The sequence below is a fragment of the Aeromonas sp. S2(2024) genome, assembly GCF_041402505.1.
Taxonomy (GTDB): Bacteria; Pseudomonadota; Gammaproteobacteria; order Enterobacterales; family Aeromonadaceae; genus Aeromonas; species Aeromonas media.
In genome coordinates this window covers 339771-364338 of sequence record NZ_JBGLRL010000001.1, presented here as the reverse complement: position 1 = coordinate 364338, position 24568 = coordinate 339771, and the positions used below count along the sequence as shown (strand labels likewise).

Below are 24568 nucleotides of genomic sequence, written 5' to 3'. Positions count from 1 at the left end.
ATGCTGCATACCACCGAGCTCACCCTCTACCTGGATGACCAGCCCCTGCTGGCGCTGCCCCCTCTGACGGTGGCACCCGGCGAGGTGCTGACCCTGATGGGCCCGAGCGGCTGCGGCAAGAGCTCCCTGCTGGCGGCTCTGGCGGGGGTGCTGCCCCCTGGGCCTATCCGGCTGGCGGGGGAGATAGGGCTCGGCGAGCGGCTGCTCACCCCCCTGGCGCCCCAGGCGCGGCGCATCGGCATGCTGTTTCAGGACGATCTGCTGTTTGCCCATCTGACGGTGGCAGAGAACCTGATGTTCGGTATGCCGGCGCATCTCAGGGGGATGGGGGCGAGACGGGCCTGCGCCCTCGAGGCGCTGGCAGAGGTGGGGCTGGAGGGGCAGGCGGACAAGCTGCCGGGCCAGCTCTCCGGCGGTCAGAAGGCGCGCGTCAGCCTGCTGCGGGCCCTGCTGGCAGAGCCAGAGGCCCTGCTGCTGGACGAGCCCTTCTCCCGGCTGGACAAGCCGCTACGCGCGGCCTTCAGAACCCTGGTGTTCGAGCGGCTCAAGACACTCGGCATACCCGCCCTGCTGGTCACCCACGACGAGGAGGATGCCCCGGGGGCTATCCTGACACTCACCACTCCCTGCTTGACCAAAGAGGACTCCGACCTTGTTTGACCGCCACCTGATCCCCCTCATTCGCCGCCCTCTCCAGCTGCTGGCCGCCCCCCTGTACCGGGCCGGGATCAGTGCCAACCAGATAAGCCTCATCGGCTTTGCCGTCGGCATGCTGGCGCTACCGCTGCTGGCACTGGGCTGGCACGGCTGGGCCCTCGCCGCCATCCTGTTCAACCGGCTGCTGGACGGCCTGGATGGGGCCGTGGCGCGCCAGACCGGGATCACCGACTGCGGCGGCTTCCTCGACATCAGCCTCGACTTCATCTTCTATGCCGCCGTGGTGCTGGGCTTTGCCCTCGGTGCCCCCACCAACGCCCTGCCCGCCGCCACCCTGCTGTTCGCCTTCATGGGCACGGGCTCGAGCTTTCTCGCCTTTGCCATCATGGCGGGCAAGCGCGGCATCGAGAATCCGGTCTACCACCACAAGTCCCTCTACTATCTGGGCGGCCTGACCGAGGGGAGCGAGACCATCGCCCTGTTCGTGCTGATGTGCCTGTGGCCCGCCGCCTTCGCCCCGCTCGCCTATGGCTTTGCCCTGCTCTGCGCCATCACCACCCTGACCCGGCTCTGGAGCGGCTACCACACCCTGCGTTGAGAGGAGAGGGGCCTGTCGGCGAATTCAGCGGCTGATGAATATGGCCCCCCAGGCCCTGCACTGAGCACTTGCGCATGGACGCCAATGTTTTACCATGACGACACTCTTTTTCAGGCTCACGAGAACCATATGCGTCGCCTTCTCCTCACCCTTTCCCTGTTCCCTCTGCTGTATGGCTGCAGCAGCACACCGGCCCCCAAGCCCGTGGTCAAGCCGCAGCCCCAGAGCGCCTTCATCAATCAGACGCCGCCGAGCAAACCTTTCTACCAGCAGGGGGTCAGCAAGGGAGACTTCGCCAACCGCAGCAACGTGGATCAGTTCGTGCAACGCATGGTCGACAAGCACGGCTTCAACGGCGCCGAGCTGCATCAGGTGCTGGCCCAAGCCGAACGCTACGACTGGATCATCCGGCTGATGGACGCCCAGGCGCCCACCACTACGCAGCCCACAGGGCCGACCGGCGCCTGGAATCGCTACCGCGCCAAGTTCATCACCCCGGACAATGTGCAAAACGGCGTCAGCTTCTGGCGTGAGTACGAGAGCGAGCTCAATCGGGCGCAGCAGATCTACGGGGTGCCCCCCGAGATCATCGTCGGCATCATAGGGGTAGAGACCCGCTGGGGCCGGGTGATGGGCAAGACCCGCATCCTGGATGCCCTGGCGACCCTGGCATTCGACTATCCGCGCCGGGCAACCTTCTTCACCGGCGAGCTGGAGGCCTTCCTGGTGATGACCCGGGATGAGGGCATGGATCCCACCGAACCCAAGGGCTCCTACGCCGGCGCCATGGGCTATGGCCAGTTCATGCCGTCAAGCTTCCGCAGCTATGCGGTGGACTTCAACGGCAATGGCCACACCAATCTGTGGGATCCGGTGGATGCCATCGGCAGCGTGGCCAACTACTTCAAGGCCCATGGCTGGGAGAAGGGGCAACCGGTGGCGGTACGCGGTCAGGGCCAGCTGCCCGGCTATGAGCACGGCTTCCAGACCCGCTACCCGGTCACCATCCTGCGCGGGGCAGGGCTGGCCCCCACAGCGTCGCTCGGCAACCACAAGGAGGCGAGCCTGCTGCGCCTGGACGTGGGCACCGGTTATCAGTACTGGTACGGCCTGCCGAACTTCTACGCCATCACCCGCTACAACCACAGCACCCACTACGCCATGGCGGTGTGGCAGCTGGGTCTGGCGGTCAGGGATGCCAGAGGCGGCTACTGAGCCAGCCCCACCCTACGAAAACGGGCCCATCGGGCCCGTTTTGCTATTCGTTTTCCAGCAGCCAGCGCTTGAGCAGAGCAGCCAGTTGCCCCTGCTCCTCGTTCGTCAGCGGGGCCAGCAGGCGCCGCTCGTTCGCCACGTGGCGCTCCACCGCCTGGTCGACCAGCTCCCGCCCCGGCTCCGTCAGGCAGACCAAGAGGCTTCGCCTGTCATCGGGGGAGGCTTCACGTCTTATCAGGCCACGCTGCTCCAGCTTGTCGAGCCTGGCCGTCATGGCCCCCGAGCTCAACATGGCGGACTGGTAGAGGGCGGTCGGGGTCAGCGGCTCACCGGCCCGGCGCAGGGTTGCCAGTATGTCGAAGTCCGAGCCCAGCAGGCCGCACCCCTTGAGCTCTTCACTCACCTCGCGCCCGGCGATGGCCGCCATGCGCGCCACCCGCCCCAGTACCCCCATGGGAGAGCAGTCGAGATCCGGTCGCTGCCGTGCCCACTGGGCCAGCAGCAGGTCTACATGATCACTATCCATTCTGGCTCCATTATCTTTTCGAAAAGATACTTGATAATAAACTAACTCGCGGCTAATTTATCTTTACTTAAAGATACTTTATTGCGAGACAACCATGCCACTGCTGATTGCCCTGCTCGCCCCCCTGCTCTGGGGCAGTACCTATGCCGTCGTCAGTCTCTACCTGACCGACTACTCCCCCTACTGGGTGGCCGTGTGGCGGGCGCTGCCGGCCGGTATACTGCTGTTGCTGCTCCATCCCCGCCGGCCACCGCTCACCTGGAACCGGCAGTTTCTGCTGGCGTTTTGCAACATCACCGCCTTCTTTGCCCTGCTGTTCGTGGCGGCCTATCGCCTGCCGGGGGCGGTGGCGGGCACTCTGGGCGCCACCCTGCCGCTGATCCTGATGGGGCTCGCCTGGTGGCAGGATGGCAAGCGACCCAGCCTGAGGTGGCTGCTGCTGGGCCTGATGGGGCTCGCGGGTGTGCTCCTGCTGCTCAATCCCTCCGCCAACCTGGATCCCGTCGGTGTGGTGTGCGCCCTGCTGGCCACCCTGCTCATCGGCCAGTCCAGCCGCTGGATGCAACGCTGGCCGGTGAGCGATCTGCTGGCGCTGACCGCCTGGCAACTGCTGCTCGGGGGCCTGATGCTGATCCCGCTCGCCTGGTGGCTGGCGGGCCCCATGCCGCTGCCGCAGCCGGCGAGTGCCCCCGGGCTCATCTGGCTGGTTCTGCTCAACACGGCGCTGGCCTACTGGGCCTGGCTGTGGGGACTCAAGCGCCACGGTCCCGAGGTGATGGGCATGCTGGCCCTCACCAACCCCATGGTGGCTGTCTCCTTCGGCGTGCTGCTGGTGGGAGAGACCCTGGACGGCCGCCAGTGGCTCGGCATCGCGGTGATCCTGCTATCCCTGTTCCTGATGAAGCTGCCGACCCGGCCCCTCTTCAAGGGTGGGCAGGCTGCCAAGGCTTGCCCAGACCAGCCGGGAAATGGCTGATCGGGCACCAGATCCCCGCCAGGCACACAGCAAAAAGGAGCCGATATGGCTCCTTTTCATGCGCTTCAGTGACTGGCTTCAGGCTCAGACGCCGGCCTTGGCCAGGGCCGCAGAGACGATCTGCTGAGCCTCCTGCTGAATCAGGTCCAGGTGCGCCTCGCCCTTGAAGCTCTCCATGTAGATCTTGTAGATGGACTCGGTGCCCGAGGGACGCGCCGCGAACCAGCCGTTCTCGGTCACTACCTTCAGGCCGCCGATGGCGGCGTCGTTGCCGGGGGCCTTGGTCAGCTTGGCAAGGATGGGCTCGCCGGCCAGGGTCGAGGCTTCCACCAGCGCCGGATCCAGCTTGGAAAGCACCGCCTTCTGGGCGCTGTTGGCGGGAGCGTCGATGCGGCGGTAGCTGGAGCGGCCGAACTTCGCTTCCAGGGCATCGTAGTGGGCCTGTGGATCCTTGCCGGTGACGGCCAGGATCTCGGCAGCCAGCAGGGCCAGGATGAAGCCATCCTTGTCGGTGGTCCAGACGGTACCGTCCTTGCGCAGGAAGGAGGCGCCCGCGCTCTCCTCGCCGCCGAAGCCGAACTCGCCGCTGAAAAGACCATCCACGAACCACTTGAAGCCGACCGGCACCTCTTTCAGGGTGCGGCCGATCTCGCCGGCAACCCGGTCGATCATGGACGAGGAGACCAGCGTCTTGCCGACGGCGGCGTTCGCAGACCAACCGGTTCTGTGGGTGAACAGGTACTGGATGGCCACCGCCAGGTAGTGGTTCGGGTTCATCAGCCCCGCCTTGGTGACGATGCCGTGACGGTCGTAGTCAGGATCGTTGCCAAGGGCGATGTCGAACTTGTCTTTCAGGGCAATCAGGCCCGCCATGGCGAAGGGGCTGGAGCAGTCCATCCGGATCTTGCCGTCTTTATCCAGGGTCATGAAGGAGAAGGTCGGATCGACGCGATAGTTGACCACCTCGATGTCGAGATCGTAGCGCTTGGCGATCACATCCCAGTAGGCCACGCCGGAACCGCCGAGCGGATCCACACCGATCTTGATGCCGGCACGCTTGATGGCCGCCAGGTCCAGCACGTTCTCGAGATCGTCCACATAGGGAGTGACATAGTCGTGTTCGACCACGAACTCACTCGCCAGGGCTTCGGCGAACGGCATCCGCTTCACGCCGGCCAGACCGGCTTCCAGAATGGCGTTGGCGCGGTCTTCCACCCACTTGGTGATCTCCCCTTCGGCAGGACCACCGTGGGGGGGGTTGTACTTGAAGCCACCGTCTTCCGGCGGGTTGTGGGACGGGGTGATCACCACACCGTCCGCCAGGGCCGCTGGCTTGCCGGCGTTGTGGCGCAGGATGGCATGGGAAATGACCGGGGTCGGTGTGAAGCCCAGACCAGCCTGGATGCGAGTCTCGACGCCATTGGCCGCCAGCACTTCCACCGCGCTGGAGAACGCCGACTCAGAGAGGGCGTGGGTGTCCATGCCCACAAACAGCGGGCCCGTGATGCCGGCCTGCTGGCGATACTCCACCAGCGCCTGAGTCACCGCCAGGATATGGGATTCGGTGAAGGCGTTGTGCAGGGCGCTGCCGCGGTGGCCAGAGGTGCCGAAGGCCACCCGCTGCTCGGGGCGGCTCATGTCCGGCTTGTTGAGGTAGTAGGCGCTGACCAGACGGGGAATGTTGGTCAGATCGCTTATACGGGCCGGCTTGCCGGCGTGGGAATGCTGTGCCATGGCGTTTTCCTTGGTGAGACCTTGCCTGGCAAGGCCTTGAGTCTGTGATGCGTTAAACTGCGCCGCACACCCGAGCCGTCAGAGCCTCGTCATAACCCATGCTGGCCATCAGCTGGGCCACCATGTTCTGCTTGCGGCTGGTGTTGGTGTTGGTGATGACCCAGAACGGGGTATCCGGCACCTGCTTGGGCTTGGTGGTGCTGCCGCTGGCACGCAGTGCCTCGGGATCCCGGGAAAAATAGACGCGCTTGCGCCCCTTTATCTCGGTCGCCTGAGTGAAGCTATCCGGGTTGTCCCGGTACAGAGTGCTGAGCACCAGCATGAAGCGGTTGATGGACTTCTCTTCTTTTTGCAGCTCGTCGGAATCGAGCAGGGCTTCCAGTCCCATGGCATCGGCCAGGGGTTGAGGCTGGGCCACAGGTGCAACCGGCACTGTCGTCCCCGCCTTGACGGGTTGTTCCAGCAGACGGCGCAGGATATCGGAGGCACTCTCGCCGATGTGCCGGGTCTGGCTCGCGATAAAGAAGTAGAGATCGTCATCAAGCTCGATGGTTTTCATAGGGATGCGCTGGACTCGTCGAAATTCGGATGCGGCGATTATACATAGGCAAACCCGGCAGCCCAAGGGAGGGGCTGGCAGATGTGCATGAATCTCCTTGAGAATACGGCATAATACGGGGCCAGGTGTGTGATCCCCCGCACTGATAGCCGATCCCGGGTCGTTTTTTTGGAAAAAAAACCACAAAATAATCCCCCCTGAGGAATGAAATCCTTTTCTTTCAGTGTGTTAAAAATATGGCGAAACAGCCCACGACCGATAAGGTGTCATTTTGCAACAAAACTCATTATTGAATTTCAAGGATCAAGGACAAGGCCCGGTCGTCGTGCTGATCCACGGCCTGTTCGGCAGCCTGGACAACCTGGGCCTGCTGGCCCGTCCCCTCAGCGAGCAGTACAGGGTCATCAGCGTCGATCTGCGCAACCACGGTGCCTCCTTTCACAGCGGCGAGATGAGCTATCCACAGCAGGGGGCGGATGTGATCGCCCTGCTGGATCAGCTCGGGCTTGAGCAGGTGGCCCTCGTAGGTCACTCCATGGGGGGCAAGGTAGCCATGCAGGTCGCCAAGCAGGCCCCTGCTCGGGTCGACCGGCTGGTGGTGGCCGACATCGCCCCGGTGGCCTATCCCCATGCCCGCCACCAGAATGTGTTCGCCGGACTCAACGCCACGCTCGAGCGCCTTCCTCAAAGCCGCAGCGAGGCGGAAGCCATCCTGGCTGAACATATCGAAATCCCCGGGGTGCGCCAGTTCCTGCTCAAGTCCTTCGCCAAAACCGAGGCGGGCTGGGGCTGGCGTTTCAATGTGCCGGCCCTTGAGCACAACTACGCCAACATCATGGGCTGGCCCGACGACCAGACCCGCTTCGAGGGGCAGACCCTGTTCATCAAGGGGGGGGATTCCGACTATATGCAGCCCCAATACACCGAGACTGTGATGGCACAATTCCCGGCAGCAAAGGCCCGCATCATCGCCGGAACTGGTCACTGGCTGCACGCCGAAAAGCCGGCGTTGTTCAACAAATTGGTTGTGGATTTCCTGTCGACAGGCGGTTAACAGTTTCAAATCCTTTGTGATATAGTGCGCCCTTCATAAGGAGTGCGCGCAATCCATGCTGAGTGAACACATCGATCTGATCGAGAGTCTGGGCCTGAAGCTGTTCTTCGTGGCCATCTTCCTGCTGATTGGTCTGGCCATTCACGACGTTCTCAAACGCGGCAACGTGCCCCGTTTCGGTCGTCTCATCGTCTGGCTGGTTCTGTTTCTGGGTTGCGCGGGTTTTGTCGCCAAGGGGCTGATCGAAATGGGCTGGGAAGGCTCAGGGATCGGCTAACTACTTTTCATCTGTGATGTATGGCCAAACAGCAAACTGATCGAACAACACTGGATCTGTTCGCAACTGAGAAGCGCCCCGGCAGGCCAAAGACCAATCCACTCCCCCGTGAGACCCAACTCAAGATCAACAAGCGCAACCAGCTCAAGCGCGATCGGGAGAACGGCCTGAAGCGGGTCGAGTTAAAGGTGGAGGCCGAATTGCTGGAGCGCCTGAACCAACTTGCGCTACAACAGAACGTCAGCCGAGCCGAGCTGATCCAATCTATCCTGAAGCAACAGATTGAGTCTGCGCATGCAGCAGGCATCGCAATCTGAACCGTTAAGCATTAACCAGATACGGGTAACTAAACACTATGGCTAGTGTAGGTCTGTTTTTCGGCAGCGATACCGGTAATACCGAAGCTGTCGCCAAGATGATCCAGAAAGAACTGGGCAAACAACTGATTGAAGTCCGTGACATTGCCAAGAGCAGCAAGGCCGACATCGACAGCTTCGATCTGCTGATGTTCGGTATCCCGACTTGGTACTACGGCGAAGCCCAGGCCGATTGGGATGACTTCTTCCCCGAGCTCGAAGAGATCGACTTCAACAACAAGCTGGTTGCCATCTTCGGCTGCGGCGATCAGGAAGACTATTCCGAATATTTCCTCGACGCCATGGGCACCCTGCGTGACATCGTCGAAGCCAAAGGTGCCATCATCATCGGCCACTGGCCAACCGCGAGCTACGAGTTCGAGGCCTCCAAGGCACTGGTAGATGACAAGCACTTCGTCGGTCTGGGCATCGATGAGGATCGCCAGCCGGAGCTGACCGCCGAGCGCGTCAAGGGCTGGTGCAAGCAGTTGCACGAAGAGATGTGTCTGAGCGAGCTGGAGTGATCTCCCTCCTCTGACAACAAGGGCCCCTCTGGGGCCCTTGTTGTTTTTACTCCTTCATGGTCGATGCAGCCTGACCCGGCGTCCTGTGCTCCGGCTTGGGTTTCACATACAGGGTGCGCCTGACCTGGGCCACCAGCTCGCCCCGCTTGTCCTGCACCTGCACCTCGAACTCGGGGAAATGCTTGTTGCCCCCCTCGGTCGCCGCCACGATCGATGCCAGCTTGGCGTCGGTCAGGTTGAACTCCGCCACCAGCATCCCCTTGCCAGGCTTGATGAAATTGATGCTGCCCGCCTTGTCCCAGACGTAATAACGGTTCTTGAAATGGCCCATCAGCATCAGCGGATAGATGGGATCCGTCATGGCGAACATGCTGCCGCCGAATTGGGTCCGGTTGGCATTCTTGTTCCACCAGCGGGACTTCAAGGTGACCCGACAGAAGCGAAAATCCGGGCTCAATGTTTCTATCTTGATGCCCGCTCCCCAGAACGGGGGCCAGGCGTTGAGGGCATGGCGCACCCAGGCCGCGTTGTCAAAAAGCCAATCCATGGATCTCATCCGACCAGACTATAGAGAAGTGACATAGTATCAACATTCCCTCGCCGAGCAAGCCTGAACCGGGCTGGCCAGATTAATCTTCCACAGGGGGGAAATGTGCTAAACCCCTTGAATTACTGGGTTTATTTTTGACTTGGCTACGACCTATAATGACAGGCCAAGCGAGTTCGTGGTTGCCATTCCAGCGGCAGTCAATCAGAATAACCACACCTTCGAGAATGCGAATAAATAGAATATGGCAGACAACAACCAAGCGTTAAAAAAGGCCGGGCTCAAGATCACCTTGCCCCGCGTCAAGATCCTGGAAATCCTGCAACAGCCGGACTGCCAGCACACCAGTGCGGAAGATCTGTACAAACGGCTGATCGATCAGGGTGAGGAGATTGGTCTCGCTACCGTCTATCGCGTTCTCAACCAGTTTGATGATGCCGGTATCGTCACCCGTCACCACTTCGAAGGGGGCAAGTCGGTGTTCGAGCTGGCGACCCAGGAGCATCACGACCACCTGGTCTGCCTCGACTGTGGCAAGGTGATCGAGTTCTCCGACGAGGTGATCGAGCAGCGTCAGCGCGACATCGCCAAACACCACAATATCCGCCTGACCAACCACAGCCTCTATCTCTATGGTCACTGCGTGAACGGTGACTGCAAACACGACGAATAACGCCGTCGGCTGCGAGCAGCCATGAAAAAGCCAGCATCACGCTGGCTTTTTTTGTGTCCGCAATCCGGACCAGAGTGGCAGGGTCTCCCCTGCCCTCTGCTTATCAGACGGCAGCGATCAGGCTTCGGCCTTGCCCCAGACATCGCGCAGAGCCACGGTGCGGTTGAACACCAGGTGCTCCGGGCTGGAGAGCTTGTTGTCGGCGCAAAAATACCCTTCACGCTCGAACTGGTAGGCAAACTCAGGCTTGGCGTCCTTGAGGGACGCCTCGACCCGGGCACCGGCGATGATCACCAGGGAATCCGGGTTGAGCGCCGCCTCGAAGTCGTCCTCGGCACCGGGGTTCGGCATCTTGAACAGACGGTCGTAGAGACGGATCTCGGCCGGCAGGGAGTGAGTGGCGCTGACCCAGTGGATCACCCCCTTCACCTTGCGGCCATCGGCCGGATCCTTGCCCAGGGTCTCGGGATCGTAGGAGCAATAGATGCAAGTGACCTTGCCGTCTGCATCCTTCTCGACCCGCTCGGCCTTGATGACGTAGGCGTTGCGCAGACGCACTTCCTTGCCCAGCACCAGCCGCTTGAACTGCTTGTTCGCTTCTTCCTTGAAGTCCGCCTCGTCGATGAAGATCTCGCGGGTGAAGTTCAGCTCGCGGGTACCCATCTCGGCATTGCTCGGGTGCGCCGGTGCGGTCAGCACCTCGTCGGCGGCCAGGTTCTCGATGACCACTTTCACCGGATGCAGCACCGCCATGGCACGGGGGGCATTCTCGTTGAGATCGTCACGGATGCAGGCTTCCAGCATGCTCATTTCGACGATGTTGTCCTGCTTGGTCACGCCGATGCGCTGGCAGAACTCGCGGATGGAGGCCGGAGTGTAACCACGGCGACGCAGCCCGGAGACGGTCAGCATGCGCGGATCGTCCCAACCGCTGACGTGCCCCTCGGTCACCAGCAGGTTCAGCTTGCGCTTGGACATGACGGTGTATTCGAGGTTCAGACGAGAGAACTCGTACTGACGCGGGTGACAGTCGATGCTGATGTTGTCCAGCACCCAGTCATAGAGGCGACGGTTGTCCTGGAACTCCAGGGTGCACAGGGAGTGGGTGATTCCCTCCAGGGCGTCCGAGATGCAGTGGGTGAAGTCATACATGGGGTAGATGCACCACTTGTCACCGGTCTGGTGGTGGTGGGCAAACTTGATGCGATAGATGACGGGATCGCGCATCACCATGAAGGGGGATGCCATGTCGATCTTGGCGCGCAGGCAGGCGCTGCCTTCGGCCATCTCGCCGCTCTTCATCTTGGCAAACAGCGCCAGGTTCTCTTCCACGCTGCGATCGCGGAACGGGCTGTTCTTGCCAGGGGCGGTCAGGGTGCCGCGGTATTCGCGCATCTGCTCGGGGGAAAGCTCGTCCACATAGGCCAGACCCTTCTCAATGAGCTCGATGGCATAGCCGTGCAGCTTGTCGAAATAGTCGGAGGAGTAGCAGATCTCGCCGCTCCACTGGAAGCCGAGCCACTGTACGTCCTGCTTGATGGACTCCACGAACTCGATGTCTTCCTTCGCAGGGTTGGTGTCATCGAAGCGCAGGTTGCACTGGCCCTGATAGTCACGGGCGATGCCGAAGTTCAGGCAGATGGACTTGGCGTGGCCGATATGGAGATAACCGTTCGGCTCCGGCGGAAAACGGGTATGCACGCTCTTGTGCTTACCGCTGGCCAGATCTTCATCGATGATCTGACGGATAAAGTTGGTTGGGCTGCTCGCCTCGCTCATGGCTCACCTCAAAAATGCGTCACTGGCGGAAGTTGTGCCGGTTGGCACCCTCATCACCCCGCCGTCAAGCCGGATATGATCCCTCATTACGCGCCCTGCCTCAACCTGAATTTGGCCAATCCGGGCCATTGGCGTGCTAAAAACGGGAACCAGCGGGAGCACCTCTGAACCCTGGCTAAAAAAAGCCCCGCACGAGGCGGGGTCACAAGTGATGAAAAACAGACAATACACACACAACAAAGGTTCACACGCACAGTCAACCTTTCCCAAGCCCGATGACATATCGGCCTTGGGAAAGGCGGGTCTTGCGACCCACCTTGCGTTATGGATTGAGGACTATCAGTTCAGCTCGGTGACGCGGCTGGTGCGCTTGCCATCGAAGCTGGTGGTACGCAGCCAGACCTTGCCTGTCACGCTCGGCTTGGCCGCGGCGTCATAGGCGGTCCAGTTGGTGCCGTCCAGGCTGTACTGAATGGGCAGACCCGGCAGATCCACGTTCGCTTCCAGCTTGCCGTTCACCACCTTGGCACCCGGTACCGAGAGGCGATATTCAACACCAGCCTGGTCGAGTTTGGGCAGCACGCGCTGACCCAGCAGGTTGGCGAACTGGTTCCACTCCTTGTTCAGGGTGGCCTTGTTGACGTGCTTGGTGGTACCGGAGAACTCGCGACCCTTCACGTAATCCAGCTCGAAGCCGCCCTTGTGCCAGGCGCGCTCGGCCACGGAGAAGATGCGCGGGTAGACCATGTACTCGTACTGGGCATCGGTGCGCACTGTCTCGCTCCACTGCTGACCGGAGATCCCCTTGAACTTGACCGGATCCTGGTCACCCTTGGCCACGAAGGCGTTGCCGTCGCGGTCAACCGAGGTCTCGGCGTTCTGCGGCAGGTTTTCCGGGGCGAAGGCGAACACCTTGCGGGTGTCGTTGAAACGGGTCGCCCAGTAGTAGCCACGCTCGGCCGGGTGTACCTCATTCGGGAAGTCGAAGTAGAGGTAGTCCGGGTTCGAGAGCACAACATCATAGCCCTTGTGCGCCCACTTCATCGCCTCGTTGAAGCCACCCCAGTAGAGGGTTTCCCAGAAGTTGACCCGGGTCTTGTCGGTGGCAAACACGCTGGCGTCCGTGGCGTACTTCAGACCATCTTCCCACGCCTGCAGGGTGGAGAAGCCGTGGCCCTTGACCATCTCGCTCACTTCCTTGGCGAAGTGGACAGGCAGCTCGGCCACGTCCTTGATCTTGCCATCGTCGATCATCTTCTGGCACAGGGGGGACTTGCCGAACGGCTTATCCTGCTTGCTGGAGTCGACGTTGCCCTTCCAGGCGACCAGATCGGCTTTCTGGGTGACGGCCGGATCCTGGTAGCCACCGCCCTGCATGATGTTCTTCGCCTCGTCACCACCGTAGTGCCAGGCGGTCAGGGGCTGACCAGCGGCCTGGTGCATCTGGGCCACTTCATCCATCACCTTGGCCACGAAGGTGGCGGCACCCGGCTGGCAGGGGTTGATGAAGGACATCTTGTCGTAGAACTGCACCGAGGTGACGTTGGAGGTGTCATCCGGGTCAGTCAGACGGAACTGGTTCGCTTCCGCTTCCTTCCCTTCCGCCAGCAGACGCTTGTAGCGCGCCTCCATGGAGACCACGGCGGCACGGGCGTGCGCCGGCATGTTGATCTCGGGGATCACGGTCACACCGCGGGCCTTGGCATAGCGCACCAGGTCAATGTAGTCGGACTTGCTGTAGAAGCCGGAGCCCTGGTTGTCGCTGGTGGGGCCTGAGCCGAGCTGCGGCATCAGGCACTGGGTCTCGGAGAGATCATGGCAACGCTGGCTGCCGACCTCGGTCAGCTCCGGCAAGCCCGGGATCTCGATGCGCCAGCCTTCATCGTTGGTCAGGCCAAGGTGCAGCACGTTGAGCTTCATGGCAGACATCTGGTCAACCAGCTTCTTCATGGTTTCCGGGCTTCTGAAGTGGCGGGCCACGTCGGTCTGCATGCCGCGGTATTCAAAGCGCGGCGCATCTTCGACGATCATCTGGCTCACCAGCTTGTCGTCCACCCCCAAGAGGGAGATCAGGGACTGGGCGCCCCAGAAGGCCCCGTCGATGTCATGACCCTGCACCACAGTGCCCTGCTTGCCTATGGTCATGTCGTAGCCTTCGGCCTGCTTGAGCTTGCTGCCGAGCTTGATGGTAACCGGGTAGCCGGTGTCGGAGAGGGTAACACCCAGCTTGGTCAGTTGAGCCTTGATGGCCTCGGCGCGATCGCTCGGCAAATCCAGGGCATTGAGCTTGATGGTGGAGAAGTCGACCTGGGTGCCGGCCTTGACCACCTGCTTCATCGGGGTCGGCAGGATCTGGTCGTCAATCTTGCCGGCAGGCAGCAAGGTGCTGGTCTGGTTGGCGGCAAAACGGGTCTCGCTGTTCATCAGGATGTTGTTGTCATCCTTGGTACGCTTCCAGCCGTCGGCCGGCATCGGCTTCTCATATGTGGTGGCATCGTCGATGTTGCTCATGCTGGCCAGCACTTTCGGCTCGGCCCCTTCGCTGGCGACATACCAGTTCGGCATGATGTCAGATTCGAACAATACCCAGTACTCCACCACCAGGGGCACTTCGACCGTGGCGTCCTTGGCAAAGCCCTGGAACTTCTCGGTTGGCGTCAAACGATAGAGGTCGCCGGTCAGGTGGGTGATGGTGAACTGGTCGTTGTCCACCCGCTGGATGCGGCGGATGGAGGAGACATAGATGCTCCAGTCCTTGGAGGTAACGTCGGCACCCGTATTGGTCAGGTGCAGCTTGGCGACACCGCAGCTCGCCCACTCGGAGCCCAGTGCCTGGCAGTCGAGACCGGCGCCGGCACCGTCATTGGTGACGACTTCGTACTTGACGACCAGATTGCTGGCGAGGGAGTCGACCACGGCTTGCTTGGCGGCATCGGCTGCCTGCACCTGGCTGACGAAAACGGTAGACATGGCAATGGCTAACAGAGAATGTTTCAAGTTCATAACTGCTGCTCTCGTTTGAAGTAAAGGTTGGATTTTCTTGGCTTTTTTATATGGGGCCCCTGAGCGGGGCCCTTAGTTATGTCAACAATGGACTTAGACTTGAGGTGAGCGAGTCGCTCGATTAACGCAGGGCTTTCATCTCACCGGCGATGATCTCGGCCAAGGGACCCAGAATCACCTGCAGGTTCTGCTCACCGAGCTTGACCACACCGGCCGCGCCCAGGGCTTTGAGCTTGCGCTCGTCGACGATGCTGCGATCTTTCAGGGTCAGACGCAGACGGGTGATGCAGGCATCTATGGTCACCAGGTTGTCCTGGCCACCCAGCACTTCCAGATACTGGCGAGCCAGCTCGGTGCGGTCAGTGGTCTGAGCCTGTACCGGCACGGCTTCGTCATCTTCACGACCCGGGGTTTTCAGGTTGAACTTGACGATCACGGCACGGAAGATGGCGTAGTAGAGGCCGAAGAACACCAGGCCCTGTACCAGCAGCATGTACCACTGGGTCGCCAGCGGGTTGCGCGATTGAATGAACATGTCAACAAAGCCGGCGCTGAAGCCGAAGCCTGAGATCCAGTGCATGCTGGAGGCGATGAACACGGACAGACCGGTCAGCAGGGCGTGGATGACATAGAGCACCGGCGCCACGAACATGAAGGAGAACTCGAGCGGCTCGGTCACCCCGGTGAAGAAGGCGGCAAAGGCGGCCGCGATCATGATGGAGGCAACTTTCTCTTTGTTCTCTTTCTTCGCACTGTGGTAGATGGCCAGCGCGGCACCCGGCAGACCGAACATCATGATGGGGAAGAAGCCAGCCTGGTACATGCCGGTCACGCCCACGACAGCCTTGCCGGCGTCGATGGAGGATTGGCCACCCAGGAAGTTCGGGATGTCGTTGATGCCGGCCACGTCGAACCAGAACACTGAGTTCAGGGCGTGGTGCAGGCCCACCGGGATCAGCAGACGGTTGAAGAAGGCGTAGATGCCGGCACCGGTAGAGCCCATGCTGACGATGGACTCACCGAAGGAGACCAGGCCACCATAGATAATCGGCCAGACGGCCATCAGGATGAAGGAGACCACGATCATGACGACGGAGGTCACGATCGGCACCAGACGACGGCCAGAGAAGAAGGCCAGCGCCTTGTGCAGCTCGACACCGCTGAAGCGGTTATACAGCTCGGCAGCGATGACACCGGTCAAGATACCGATGAACTGGTTCTCGATTTTACCGAAGGCAGCAGGGACCTGGTCCAGCGGGATCTGCTGGATCTGCGAGACCGCACCCGGGCTCAGCAGAGTGGTCACTACCAGATAGCCGACCAGACCGGCCAGCGCGGCGGAACCGTCTTTATCCTTGGACATGCCATAGGCGACACCCACGGCAAACAGGATGGCCATCTTGTCGATGATGGCGGCACCCGCCTTGATCAAGAAAGCCGCCAGCGCGCTTTCGCCACCCCAACCGTTAGGGTCAATCCAGTAGCCAATCCCCATCAGGATCGCTGCGGCAGGCAATACCGCTACCGGCACCATCAGGGCACGGCCGATCTTTTGCAAATAACCGAGAATGTTCACGGTTCCTCTCCTTAGTTGATGTTTTTCTAGAAATTAAGTGCTTATCACGTTCGACGCATAAGCCATCAAGGCTTGATTGGCAGTCTATTTGTTTTATTTCGCTTCGCAAATTAATAAACCAACTTTCGTGATCATTATCACTCAACAGAGATAAAGGTAGCGGATAGATGTGGCTTAGTTCGCAATCTTTATTTACGCTATAAAACAACTTGAATCCGTGTTTGGTCCCTTGCCGTCAATCCTGTGCGGCAACCGTTCTGAGGTATATAGAATGCGCCTGATCCCGTTGAAGTCTGCCAGCCAGGTGGGTCTCTGGTCTGCCCGTTACATCGTTGACCGCATCAATGCGTTCAAACCGACCAGCGATCGCCCCTTCGTGCTGGGCCTGCCCACCGGCGGCACGCCGCTGACGACCTACAAGCGCCTGATCGAGTTGCACCAGGCCGGTGAGGTGAGCTTCGAGCACGTGGTGACCTTCAACATGGACGAGTACGTGGGGCTGCCGAAGGAGCACCCGGAGAGCTACCACAGCTTCATGTACAACAACTTCTTCAATCAGGTTGACATTCGCCCGGAAAACATCAACATCCTCAACGGCAATGCCGAGGATTTGGTGGCCGAGTGCAAGCGCTATGAGGACAAGATCAAGTCCTATGGCAAGATCAACCTGTTTATGGGCGGCGTCGGCAACGACGGCCACATCGCCTTCAACGAGCCGGCCTCCTCCCTTGCCTCCCGTACCCGGGTCAAGACCCTGACCGAAGATACCCGCATCGCCAACTCCCGCTTCTTCGGTGGCGACATGGAGCAGGTGCCCAAGCTGGCGCTGACCGTGGGTGTCGGCACCCTGATGGATGCCGAGGAGATCATGATCCTGGTGACCGGTCACGCCAAGGCGCTGGCCCTGCAGGCAGCGGTGGAAGGCTGCGTCAACCACATGTGGACCATCTCCACCCTGCAACTGCATCCCAAGGGCATGATGGTGTGCGACGAACCCTCCACCATGGAGCTGAAAGTCAAGACGGTCCGTTACTTCCAGCAGCTGGAAGCCGCCAACATCGACCGTCTGTAAGGAGCCGTCATGTACGCACTGACTAATTGCACCCTCTATACCGGCAGCTGCGTGCTGACCGGCCACGGCGTACTGATCGAGGGCGACAAGATTGTCGCCATCTCCCACCTGGCCGAGCTGCCCGCCGGCATCGAGCGCATTGATCTCAAGGGCGCCAACCTCAGCGCCGGCTTTATCGACGTGCAGCTCAACGGCTGCGGCGGCGTCATGTTCAACGGTCACATCACCACCCAGACGCTGGCCACCATGCAGGCGGCCAACCTCAAATCCGGGACCACCAGCTTCCTGCCGACCCTGATCACCAGTCCGGATGCAGACATGAAGCTGGCCGTAGCGGTGACCCGCGACTACATGGCCGCCCATCCGAACGAGGTACTGGGCGTCCATCTGGAAGGGCCCTACACCAACCTCAAGCGCAAGGGTATCCACCCGGCCGAGCAGATCCGCCAGCCCGTCGACGAGATGATCGACTTCTTCTGCGCCAACAGCGACGCCATCGCCAAGATCACCCTGGCGCCGGAGCGCAACAAGCCGGAGCACATCCGCCGCCTGGTGGAGGCCGGCATCCTGGTCTCCGCCGGTCACACCGCTGCCAGCTATGACCAGGCCATGGCCGGGTTTGACAACGGCATGCGCTTTGCCACCCACCTCTACAACGCCATGACCCCGACCCTCAACGGTCGCGAGCCGGGCGTGGTGGGCGCCATCTACGATCGCAAGGATGTCTATGCGGGCGTCATCGTCGACGGCCACCACGTGCACTGGGCCAACGTGCGCCTGGCACACAGGATCCTCGGCGAGAAACTGGTGCTGGTCACCGATGCCACCGCTGCGGCCGGGGCACCGGAAGGCTTTGAGCAGTTTGATTTTTGTGGCGCAACCGTCTATTTCCGCGATGGTCAGTGCGTCGATGAGAATGGTACACTCGGCGGCTCCGCCCTCACCATGATTGAAGGGGTGGAGAATCTGGTCAAACAGGTCGGATTACCGCTCGATGAAGCACTGAGAATGGCCACCCTTTACCCCGCTCGCGCCATTGGATGGGACTCACGTCTCGGTAGTATCCAGGTCGGAAAAATTGCCAACCTCACCGTCTTTGATCAGGCCTTCACGGTCTGCGGGACCGTGGTTAACGGACACTACACAACACAGTGACACTATGACTGGCGGACAAATAGCAAACGTAGATCTTATCAAGCAGGTGAACAGTGCCGTCGTGTATCGACTCATTGACCTGCAGGGGCCCATCTCGCGGGTCAAAATTGCCGAGTTGAGTCAGCTGGCACCGGCCAGCGTGACCAAGATAACCCGGCAACTGATCGAGCATGGCCTCATCAGGGAGACCTCGCCCCAGGCGTCAACCGGCGGACGACGCGCCATCTCCCTGACCACCATCAAGCATCGCTTTCAGTTTGTCTCCGCCAAGCTCGGTCGCGGCTACCTGCAACTTAGCCTGTACGATCTCGACGGCAAGGAGCTCGATCAGCACATCACCCAGGTGACCGAGATCGAGCAGCAACCCGTGGTCGACATGCTGCTGCGGGAAATTGGCGCCTTCATCGACGCCAATACCGAGCGTAGCCGCAACCTCATCAGCATCGCGCTGACCATGCCGGGTCTGGTCAACCCGGAATCCGGCATGGTCATCTATACCCCCACCTACCAGATCCGCAACCTGGGCCTCGCCAAGCTGTTGGAGCACCATTTCAACCTCCCCTGCTACGTGGGCAACGACACCCGTTCCCTGGCGCTCGCGGAGCACTTCTTCGGCGAATCCCGCGACTGCATGGACTCCATCCTGGTGAGCGTGCACCAGGGCACGGGCTCCGGCATCATCACCAAGGGGCAGGTGTTCCTCGGTCATAACCGCAACGTCGGCGAGATCGGCCACATCCAGGTCGAGCCGCTCGGCAAGCGCTGCCACTGCGGCAACTTCGGCTGCCTCGAGACCATCGCCTCCAACGAGGCCATCGTCGACAAGGTGAAGGAGCTCATCAGCCGCGGCCATCTGAGTTCGCTGCAGGAGAAGCACATCACCATCCAGGAGGTGTGCAAGGCGGCCATGGCCGGTGACGAGCTGGCCCGCAGCGTGATCGAGAACGTGGGAGAACACCTGGGCCGGGCCATCGCCATCACGGTCAACCTGTTCAATCCCCAGAAGGTGCTGATCGCCGGCGAAATCACCGCCGCCGAGGAGATCCTGATCCCGGCCATCCGCCGCTGCGTCGAGCACCAGTCCCTGCCGAGCTTTCACCGTGGTCTGCCCATCGTGAAGGCCCGCTTCCAGAACCAGCCCACCATCGGCGGTTTCGCCCTGGTGAAGCGCTCCCTGCTGGAGGGAGATCTGCTGCAGATCATCATGGAGCAGAAGTAACCCAGCTCCTTGCATCAATAAAAACGGCAGCCAGTGGCTGCCGTTTTTATTGGTCTGTTTTCGCCGGTTTACCCCGCCCTACACGGCTGGAACAGGTCAAGCTTGCCGTCATAAGCCTGGGTCTGCACATCCATGATGCCGAGCATGGTGCGGGGCAACAGGTTGTCGCGTTCGGTTAGCCTGACTCACCCCGCCCTACACGGCTTGAACAGGTCAAGCTTGCCGTCATAAGCCTGGGTCTGCACATCCATGATGCCGAGCATCGAGTGGAACAGATTGTCGTGGGAGAAGCGCTTGCTGCCCGCCTCCTGACGCAGGCAGTCCTGGTCCAGCTGGCGGTCACGCTGCAACTGGGGAGAGAACCAGGTCAGCAAGGGCACCCGGGTCTGATCGTCCGGGGCAAACTTGTAGGGAGTACCGTGCAGATAGAGTCCCATGGCGCCCAGGGATTCCCCGTGATCAGACAGGTAAACCAGCCCCACGTTGTACTGGCTCTCCAGGGTCTTGAGCTTGTCGATGAGCTGGGACAGCACCTTGTCGGTGTACCTTATGGTGTTGTCATAGGTGTTGACCAGCTCCTCATTGCTGCAGTTCTCGATGTCGCTGCGCGGGCAGTCCGGCAGGAAGACGCGATCGGCGGCCGGGTAGCGACGATAGTAGGTCGGGCCGTGGCTGCCCATCAGGTGGAAGGCGACCAGCTTGCTGCCCTGCTTGCCCTTCATCCCGGCGATCTGCTGATCCAGCCCCTGCAGCAAGACCTCGTCATAGCAGGAATCCCCTTCACAGTATTCGGGGAAGGTCTTGGGCTCGATCTCCAGGGTGGGCACGTGATTGCACACCCCCTTGCAGCCGCCGTCGTTCTCCTTCCACAGTACGGAGACTCCGGCGTGCTGCAGCACCTCCAGCAAGCCATCCCTGGACTTGGCCAAGGTCTCGTCGTACTCACGGCGCGTGAGGTTGGAAAACATGCAGGGCACGGAGACCGCGGTGGCGGTACCACAGGAGCGTACGTCCCTGAAGGAGACGAGATCCGGCTCCTTCATGGTGAAGCCGTTGGTCTCCTTCTGGTAGCCGTTGAGGGAGTAATTCTGGCTGCGGGCCGTCTCCCCCACCACCAGGAACATCAGGGTTGGCTTGTCGCTCTTGGCGACCACCCTGGCATCTGTGCCTATCGGCTCATAAGGGACAGGGGTAGCGAAGAGAATATCCCGGGCGTAGCGATAGAGGCCGCGCACATAGTTGGAGGGGACTATCTCCTTGACGATGGAGTGGTTGTTGCGCCCGACCGAGGCATAGTCCTGGTAATAGAGGGCGGCAACGCCCACCAGAAACAGCAGCGACAGAGCGATGGAACCGAGTCGCAGACCCAGCCCCTTGTACCAGGGGGTTGGGTACTCCACCTTGATCCACAGCAGACCAAGTACCGGCAACACCGCGGTCAGCAGGAACCAGAGCACCACTGAAGCATTGAGATAGGAGGTCGCCTCCCCGCTGTTGGTCTCCAGAATGTTCTGCACCATGCCCACATCGAAGATGATCCCGTATTTCAGCATGGCGTAGCTGACCAGAGAGGCCGTCATGATCAGCAGGATGAAGAAGGGCTTGAGCAGATAGCGGAAGGTGAACGGCAGGAAGACCGCATTGAGGGCGGCGATCAGCACCAGGGGGATGGAGAGGGCAAATCCCGCCTTCACATGCTCGAGCGCGGTGAGAATACGGTAAAAGTGCAGGAAAATGGGCCAGTTGAACACCAGTGCAAACAGCAACACCAGCAACAGGTTGACCTTCATCACTCCCAGAGTGAGGCGCATAAGAAGACTCCGACAAACCAGTGATCTGGAGACCCTGCATGGGGACTCCGTTGTGGGCATCCCGCTCCCCCGCCCCTCTTCCCGAGCGGACGGTGGATCATGGCCAGATCGGCCCGGATACCTGGTGATACTAGAAAGTCAAACTTAAGCGGGCATTAAGGGCAGCAAAGGAAATGGGGCAAGAGGGGGGCAGGTGATAAAAAACGGCAGCCTTGGCTGCCGTTTGGTCGGAGGTGACACCCTGGTGGTGCCCCTGGTCTTCTATCTGGCGATCAGAGCAGCGCGGCCACTTCGTCGGAGATGGAGCCGTTGTGGTAGACCTCTTGCACGTCGTCCAGGTCTTCCAGCATGTCGATGAGACGCATCAGCTTGGGGGCGGTGTCGGCGTCCAGCTCGGCTTCGGTGGAAGCTATCATGGTCACTTCGGCGCTCTGGGGCTTGAAGCCGGCGGCTTCCAAGCCGTCCAGCACTGTGCCGAAATCGTTCGGGGTGGTGTAGACCTCGATGGAGCCATCCTCTTCGGTGACCACGTCATCGGCGCCTGCTTCCAGGGCCGCGTCCATCAGGGCATCTTCGTCCACGCCCACGAAGGTCAGCAGACCCTTCTTGCTGAACAGGTAGGCCACTGAGCCGTCGGTGCCCAGGTTGCCACCGCACTTGCTGAAGGCGTGACGCACTTCGGCCACGGTGCGATTGCGGTTGTCGGTCAGGCACTCCACCATGACGGCGGAGCCCGCCGGGCCGTAACCTTCGTAGACGATGGTCTCGAGCTGCTCGCCATCACCACCACCGGCGCCACGCTGGATGGCACGGTTGATGGTATCGCGGGTCATGTTGCCGGTCAGGGCAGCCGCTACCGCCGCGCGCAGGCGCGGGTTGTTGGCGGGATCCGCGTCACCGAGGCGAGCCGAGGTGGTGATTTCGCGGATCAGCTTGGTGAAGATCTTGCCACGCTTGGCGTCTTGCGCCGCCTTGCGGTGTTTGATGTTGGCCCATTTGCTGTGACCTGCCATAAAAACTCTCCGTTATAATGTGAAATCAATGGGATACGGGTCGCATGGCGACCCGTTCTTCAATCTTCTCAGGCGTCAGCCTTCGCATCGGCCTTGGCAACGGTGGCGATGGCCAGCTCGGTCAGCTGGGCCTGGTTGGCGAAGCTGGGGGCATCCGTCATCAGGCAGGCCGCTGCCGTGGTTTTCGGGAAGGCGATCACGTCCCGGATGTTGTCGGTACCGGTCAGCAGCATGCTGAGGCGGTCCAGACCGAAGGCCAGACCGGCGTGGGGCGGGGTACCGTACTTCAGGGCATCCAGCAGGAAGCCGAACTTCAGGCGCTGCTCGTCCGGGGTGATCCCCAGGATGTCGAACACGGTGGACTGCATCTCGCTGTTGTGGATACGCACAGAGCCGCCACCCACTTCGTAGCCGTTGATCACCATGTCGTAGGCGTTGGCATAGGCCCCCAGGGGGTTGGCCTTGAGCTCGCTCGGACCCAGGTTGCTCGGGGCAGTGAAGGGGTGGTGCATGGCAGCCAGGCCACCTTCGCCATCTTCCTCGAACATGGGGAAGTCGATGACCCACAGCGGCTTCCAGACGTTCTCCACCAGACCCAGATCGCGGCCCACCTTCAGGCGCAGGGCGCCCATGGCGTCGCACACCACCTTCTTGCTGTCAGCACCGAAGAAGAGGATGTCGCCATCGGCCGCACCGGTGCGGGCCAGGATCTCGCGCACGATCTCGTCGGTGAGGAACTTGGCGACCGGGGACTGTACCCCTTCGATGCCATTGGCCGCTTCGTTGACCTTCATCCAGGCCAGGCCCTTGGCGCCATAGATGCCGACGAACTTGGTGTACTCGTCGATCTGCTTGCGAGAGAGCTCGGCGCCGCCCGGGACTTTCAGGGCTGCCACACGGCCTTTCGGATCGTTGGCAGGGCCGGCGAACACGGCGAATTCCACCGCAGTCAGCAGGTCTGCCACATCCACCAGCTCCATCGGCAGGCGCAGATCCGGCTTGTCGGAGCCGAAGCGGCGCATGGCCTCGTCGAAGGTCATGATCGGGAAGTCGCCGAGATCCACGTTCAGGATGTGCATCCAGAGTTTGCGGATCATCTCCTCCATGATTTCGCGCACTTGCGGCGCGGTCATGAAGGAGGTCTCCACGTCGATCTGGGTGAATTCCGGCTGGCGGTCGGCACGCAGGTCTTCATCGCGGAAACACTTGACGATCTGGTAGTAGCGATCGAAGCCGGACATCATCAGCAACTGCTTGAACAGCTGCGGGGACTGCGGCAGGGCGTAGAACTTGCCCTTGTGCACCCGGCTCGGCACCAGGTAGTCACGGGCCCCTTCCGGGGTCGCCTTGGTCAGCATGGGGGTCTCGATGTCGAGGAAGCCCTGCTCGTCCATGAAGCGGCGCACGAAGGCGCTGGCCTTGGCACGGGTCTTCAGGTACTTGGCCATCTCGGGGCGACGCAGGTCCAGGTAGCGATACTTGAGGCTGATCTCTTCGCTGTTGACCTGGTTGAAGTCCAGCGGCAGCGGCTCGGCACGGTTGATGATGGTGAGCTCGTGGGCGAACACTTCGATGGCGCCGGTAGCCATGTCGCTGTTGCGCTGGGAGTCCGGACGGGTACGCACCACGCCGGTCACCTGGATGCAGAACTCGCCGCGCAGCTCGGAGGCCAGGGCGAAGGCGTCCGGCTTGTCCGGGTCGAAGAAGACTTGCACGATCCCTTCCCGGTCGCGCATGTCGATAAAGATGAGGCCGCCGAGATCGCGACGACGATGGACCCAACCGCACAATGTAATGGTCTGCCCGGCATGGGCCTCATTGACCTGTCCGCAATAGATAGAGCGCATGGACTTCTTCCTTCGAAATGGTAGAGAGACGGTTCACCTTGGGTCGCCGGGCACGACTGGCAAGCACCGTCTGTCTCACAGCTGGCCAGATTCGGATTCTTACCCGGTTTGAAATCAGTCTCATATCATCCGGCTCCCCGAGCCGGATACTTGCCGCCAATGCCGGCTCGCGCCGAGTGGCCCCACTGAGGGGCGACGCGCGAGGCGAGAACATCGGCAAGCGTCGTTGTCTGGCAACCTTGTGACCCAGGTCATCGCCACCTTAGGCGCACAACCCCGTGAGTCACAACAATTTGGCAAACAAAAGGGCTGGCATTATAGAGGAAAACCCCCATTTGGGTAAAATGGCCCGCAGCCCCCTTTGCCCTGTTTTTTGTTGTCCTGGCGCAAAAAGGGG

Annotated in this window: 22 protein-coding genes; 12 read left to right on the top strand and 10 right to left on the bottom strand. The window is 61.1% G+C overall.

The features are described 5' to 3' along the window. From ACB039_RS01715 to mltB, 3 genes are all read left to right on the top strand, one after another. Positions 1-660, top strand: a complete 660-nt coding sequence (locus tag ACB039_RS01715) for an ATP-binding cassette domain-containing protein (RefSeq protein ID WP_317841169.1) — start codon at positions 1-3, stop codon at positions 658-660. Beyond that, positions 653-1255, top strand: a complete 603-nt coding sequence (locus ACB039_RS01710; protein WP_182785794.1) for a CDP-alcohol phosphatidyltransferase family protein — start codon at positions 653-655, stop codon at positions 1253-1255. The genes ACB039_RS01715 and ACB039_RS01710 overlap by 8 nt, the downstream gene beginning before the upstream one ends. A 129-nt stretch (positions 1256-1384) precedes the next feature. Continuing rightward, positions 1385-2470 (top strand): lytic murein transglycosylase B, encoded by a 1086-nt coding sequence (gene mltB / locus ACB039_RS01705; RefSeq protein WP_317841170.1) that lies wholly within the window; start codon positions 1385-1387, stop codon positions 2468-2470. A 43-nt stretch (positions 2471-2513) separates the two neighbouring features. Here the strand turns inward: mltB and ACB039_RS01700 are convergent, their stop codons facing one another. Then, positions 2514-2996 (bottom strand): MarR family winged helix-turn-helix transcriptional regulator, encoded by a 483-nt coding sequence (locus ACB039_RS01700; RefSeq protein WP_005325629.1) that lies wholly within the window; start codon positions 2994-2996, stop codon positions 2514-2516. A gap of 94 nt (positions 2997-3090) precedes the next feature. Here ACB039_RS01700 and ACB039_RS01695 point away from each other — a divergent pair, with 94 nt between their 5' ends. Then, a complete protein-coding gene (locus ACB039_RS01695) occupies positions 3091-3972 on the top strand; it encodes an EamA family transporter (protein ID WP_317841172.1) in 882 nt (293 codons plus the stop codon). An 84-nt stretch (positions 3973-4056) separates the two neighbouring features. Here ACB039_RS01695 and pgm read toward each other — a convergent pair whose 3' ends face one another. Next, positions 4057-5706 carry a phosphoglucomutase (alpha-D-glucose-1,6-bisphosphate-dependent) gene (pgm, locus tag ACB039_RS01690; RefSeq protein ID WP_042650231.1) on the bottom strand — a complete coding sequence of 550 codons (1650 nt, stop codon included), beginning with the start codon at positions 5704-5706 and terminating at the stop codon, positions 4057-4059. 52 nt (positions 5707-5758) lie between these two features. Next, positions 5759-6265 carry a replication initiation negative regulator SeqA gene (gene seqA / locus ACB039_RS01685; protein ID WP_171269186.1) on the bottom strand — a complete coding sequence of 169 codons (507 nt, stop codon included), beginning with the start codon at positions 6263-6265 and terminating at the stop codon, positions 5759-5761. Positions 6266-6554: 289 nt separating this feature from the next. Here seqA and ACB039_RS01680 point away from each other — a divergent pair, with 289 nt between their 5' ends. From ACB039_RS01680 to fldA, 4 genes are read left to right on the top strand one after another with little or no spacing between them, the layout of a single operon-like run. Further along, the gene (locus ACB039_RS01680) at positions 6555-7319 is read left to right on the top strand and encodes an alpha/beta fold hydrolase (RefSeq protein WP_171269494.1); all 765 of its coding nucleotides are present in this window, start codon (positions 6555-6557) and stop codon (positions 7317-7319) included. A 55-nt stretch (positions 7320-7374) separates the two neighbouring features. Beyond that, a complete protein-coding gene (locus ACB039_RS01675; RefSeq protein ID WP_005325663.1) occupies positions 7375-7596 on the top strand; it encodes a DUF2788 domain-containing protein in 222 nt (73 codons plus the stop codon). Positions 7597-7616: 20 nt separating this feature from the next. Then, positions 7617-7913 (top strand): LexA regulated protein, encoded by a 297-nt coding sequence (ybfE, locus tag ACB039_RS01670; RefSeq protein WP_005325670.1) that lies wholly within the window; start codon positions 7617-7619, stop codon positions 7911-7913. Between the two features lie 38 nt (positions 7914-7951). After that, on the top strand, positions 7952-8476 hold the full coding sequence (fldA, locus tag ACB039_RS01665; protein ID WP_005325673.1) for a flavodoxin FldA: 525 nt from the start codon (positions 7952-7954) through the stop codon (positions 8474-8476). A gap of 46 nt (positions 8477-8522) precedes the next feature. Here the strand turns inward: fldA and ACB039_RS01660 are convergent, their stop codons facing one another. Further along, positions 8523-9023, bottom strand: coding sequence for a DUF4442 domain-containing protein (locus ACB039_RS01660; RefSeq protein ID WP_005325675.1), 501 nt, complete (start codon positions 9021-9023; stop codon positions 8523-8525). A gap of 244 nt (positions 9024-9267) precedes the next feature. On the opposite strand from ACB039_RS01660, the gene fur reads away from it, so the two are divergent. Continuing rightward, on the top strand, positions 9268-9696 hold the full coding sequence (gene fur, locus ACB039_RS01655) for a ferric iron uptake transcriptional regulator (protein WP_005325677.1): 429 nt from the start codon (positions 9268-9270) through the stop codon (positions 9694-9696). 117 nt (positions 9697-9813) lie between these two features. Here fur and glnS read toward each other — a convergent pair whose 3' ends face one another. The 3 genes from glnS to nagE form a co-directional block, all read right to left on the bottom strand. Next, positions 9814-11475: a glutamine--tRNA ligase gene (gene glnS, locus ACB039_RS01650; protein WP_005325679.1), complete on the bottom strand. Its 1662-nt coding sequence runs from the start codon at positions 11473-11475 to the stop codon at positions 9814-9816. Between the two features lie 339 nt (positions 11476-11814). Beyond that, on the bottom strand, positions 11815-14478 hold the full coding sequence (locus ACB039_RS01645; protein ID WP_371165000.1) for a beta-N-acetylhexosaminidase: 2664 nt from the start codon (positions 14476-14478) through the stop codon (positions 11815-11817). A 121-nt stretch (positions 14479-14599) separates the two neighbouring features. Further along, positions 14600-16054 carry an N-acetylglucosamine-specific PTS transporter subunit IIBC gene (gene nagE, locus ACB039_RS01640; protein WP_043131578.1) on the bottom strand — a complete coding sequence of 485 codons (1455 nt, stop codon included), beginning with the start codon at positions 16052-16054 and terminating at the stop codon, positions 14600-14602. A gap of 271 nt (positions 16055-16325) precedes the next feature. Here nagE and nagB point away from each other — a divergent pair, with 271 nt between their 5' ends. Genes nagB through ACB039_RS01625 form a run of 3 tightly spaced genes read left to right on the top strand, consistent with a single transcriptional unit; the run spans position 16326 to position 19500 of the window. Further along, on the top strand, positions 16326-17126 hold the full coding sequence (gene nagB, locus ACB039_RS01635) for a glucosamine-6-phosphate deaminase (protein WP_171274139.1): 801 nt from the start codon (positions 16326-16328) through the stop codon (positions 17124-17126). A gap of 9 nt (positions 17127-17135) precedes the next feature. Next, a complete protein-coding gene (gene nagA, locus ACB039_RS01630) occupies positions 17136-18281 on the top strand; it encodes an N-acetylglucosamine-6-phosphate deacetylase (RefSeq protein ID WP_005325686.1) in 1146 nt (381 codons plus the stop codon). Between the two features lie 4 nt (positions 18282-18285). Next, positions 18286-19500, top strand: a complete 1215-nt coding sequence (locus tag ACB039_RS01625; protein ID WP_041206154.1) for an ROK family protein — start codon at positions 18286-18288, stop codon at positions 19498-19500. A 185-nt stretch (positions 19501-19685) separates the two neighbouring features. Here the strand turns inward: ACB039_RS01625 and ACB039_RS01620 are convergent, their stop codons facing one another. The 3 genes from ACB039_RS01620 to aspS all read right to left on the bottom strand — a co-directional run bounded on the left by ACB039_RS01620 (position 19686) and on the right by aspS (position 24171). Further along, positions 19686-21311: a phosphoethanolamine transferase gene (locus ACB039_RS01620; RefSeq protein WP_182785801.1), complete on the bottom strand. Its 1626-nt coding sequence runs from the start codon at positions 21309-21311 to the stop codon at positions 19686-19688. A 272-nt stretch (positions 21312-21583) separates the two neighbouring features. Further along, on the bottom strand, positions 21584-22324 hold the full coding sequence (locus ACB039_RS01615; RefSeq protein ID WP_005325689.1) for a YebC/PmpR family DNA-binding transcriptional regulator: 741 nt from the start codon (positions 22322-22324) through the stop codon (positions 21584-21586). A gap of 68 nt (positions 22325-22392) precedes the next feature. After that, the gene (gene aspS, locus ACB039_RS01610) at positions 22393-24171 is read right to left on the bottom strand and encodes an aspartate--tRNA ligase (RefSeq protein WP_171269192.1); all 1779 of its coding nucleotides are present in this window, start codon (positions 24169-24171) and stop codon (positions 22393-22395) included. Positions 24172-24568: the final 397 nt, after the last annotated feature.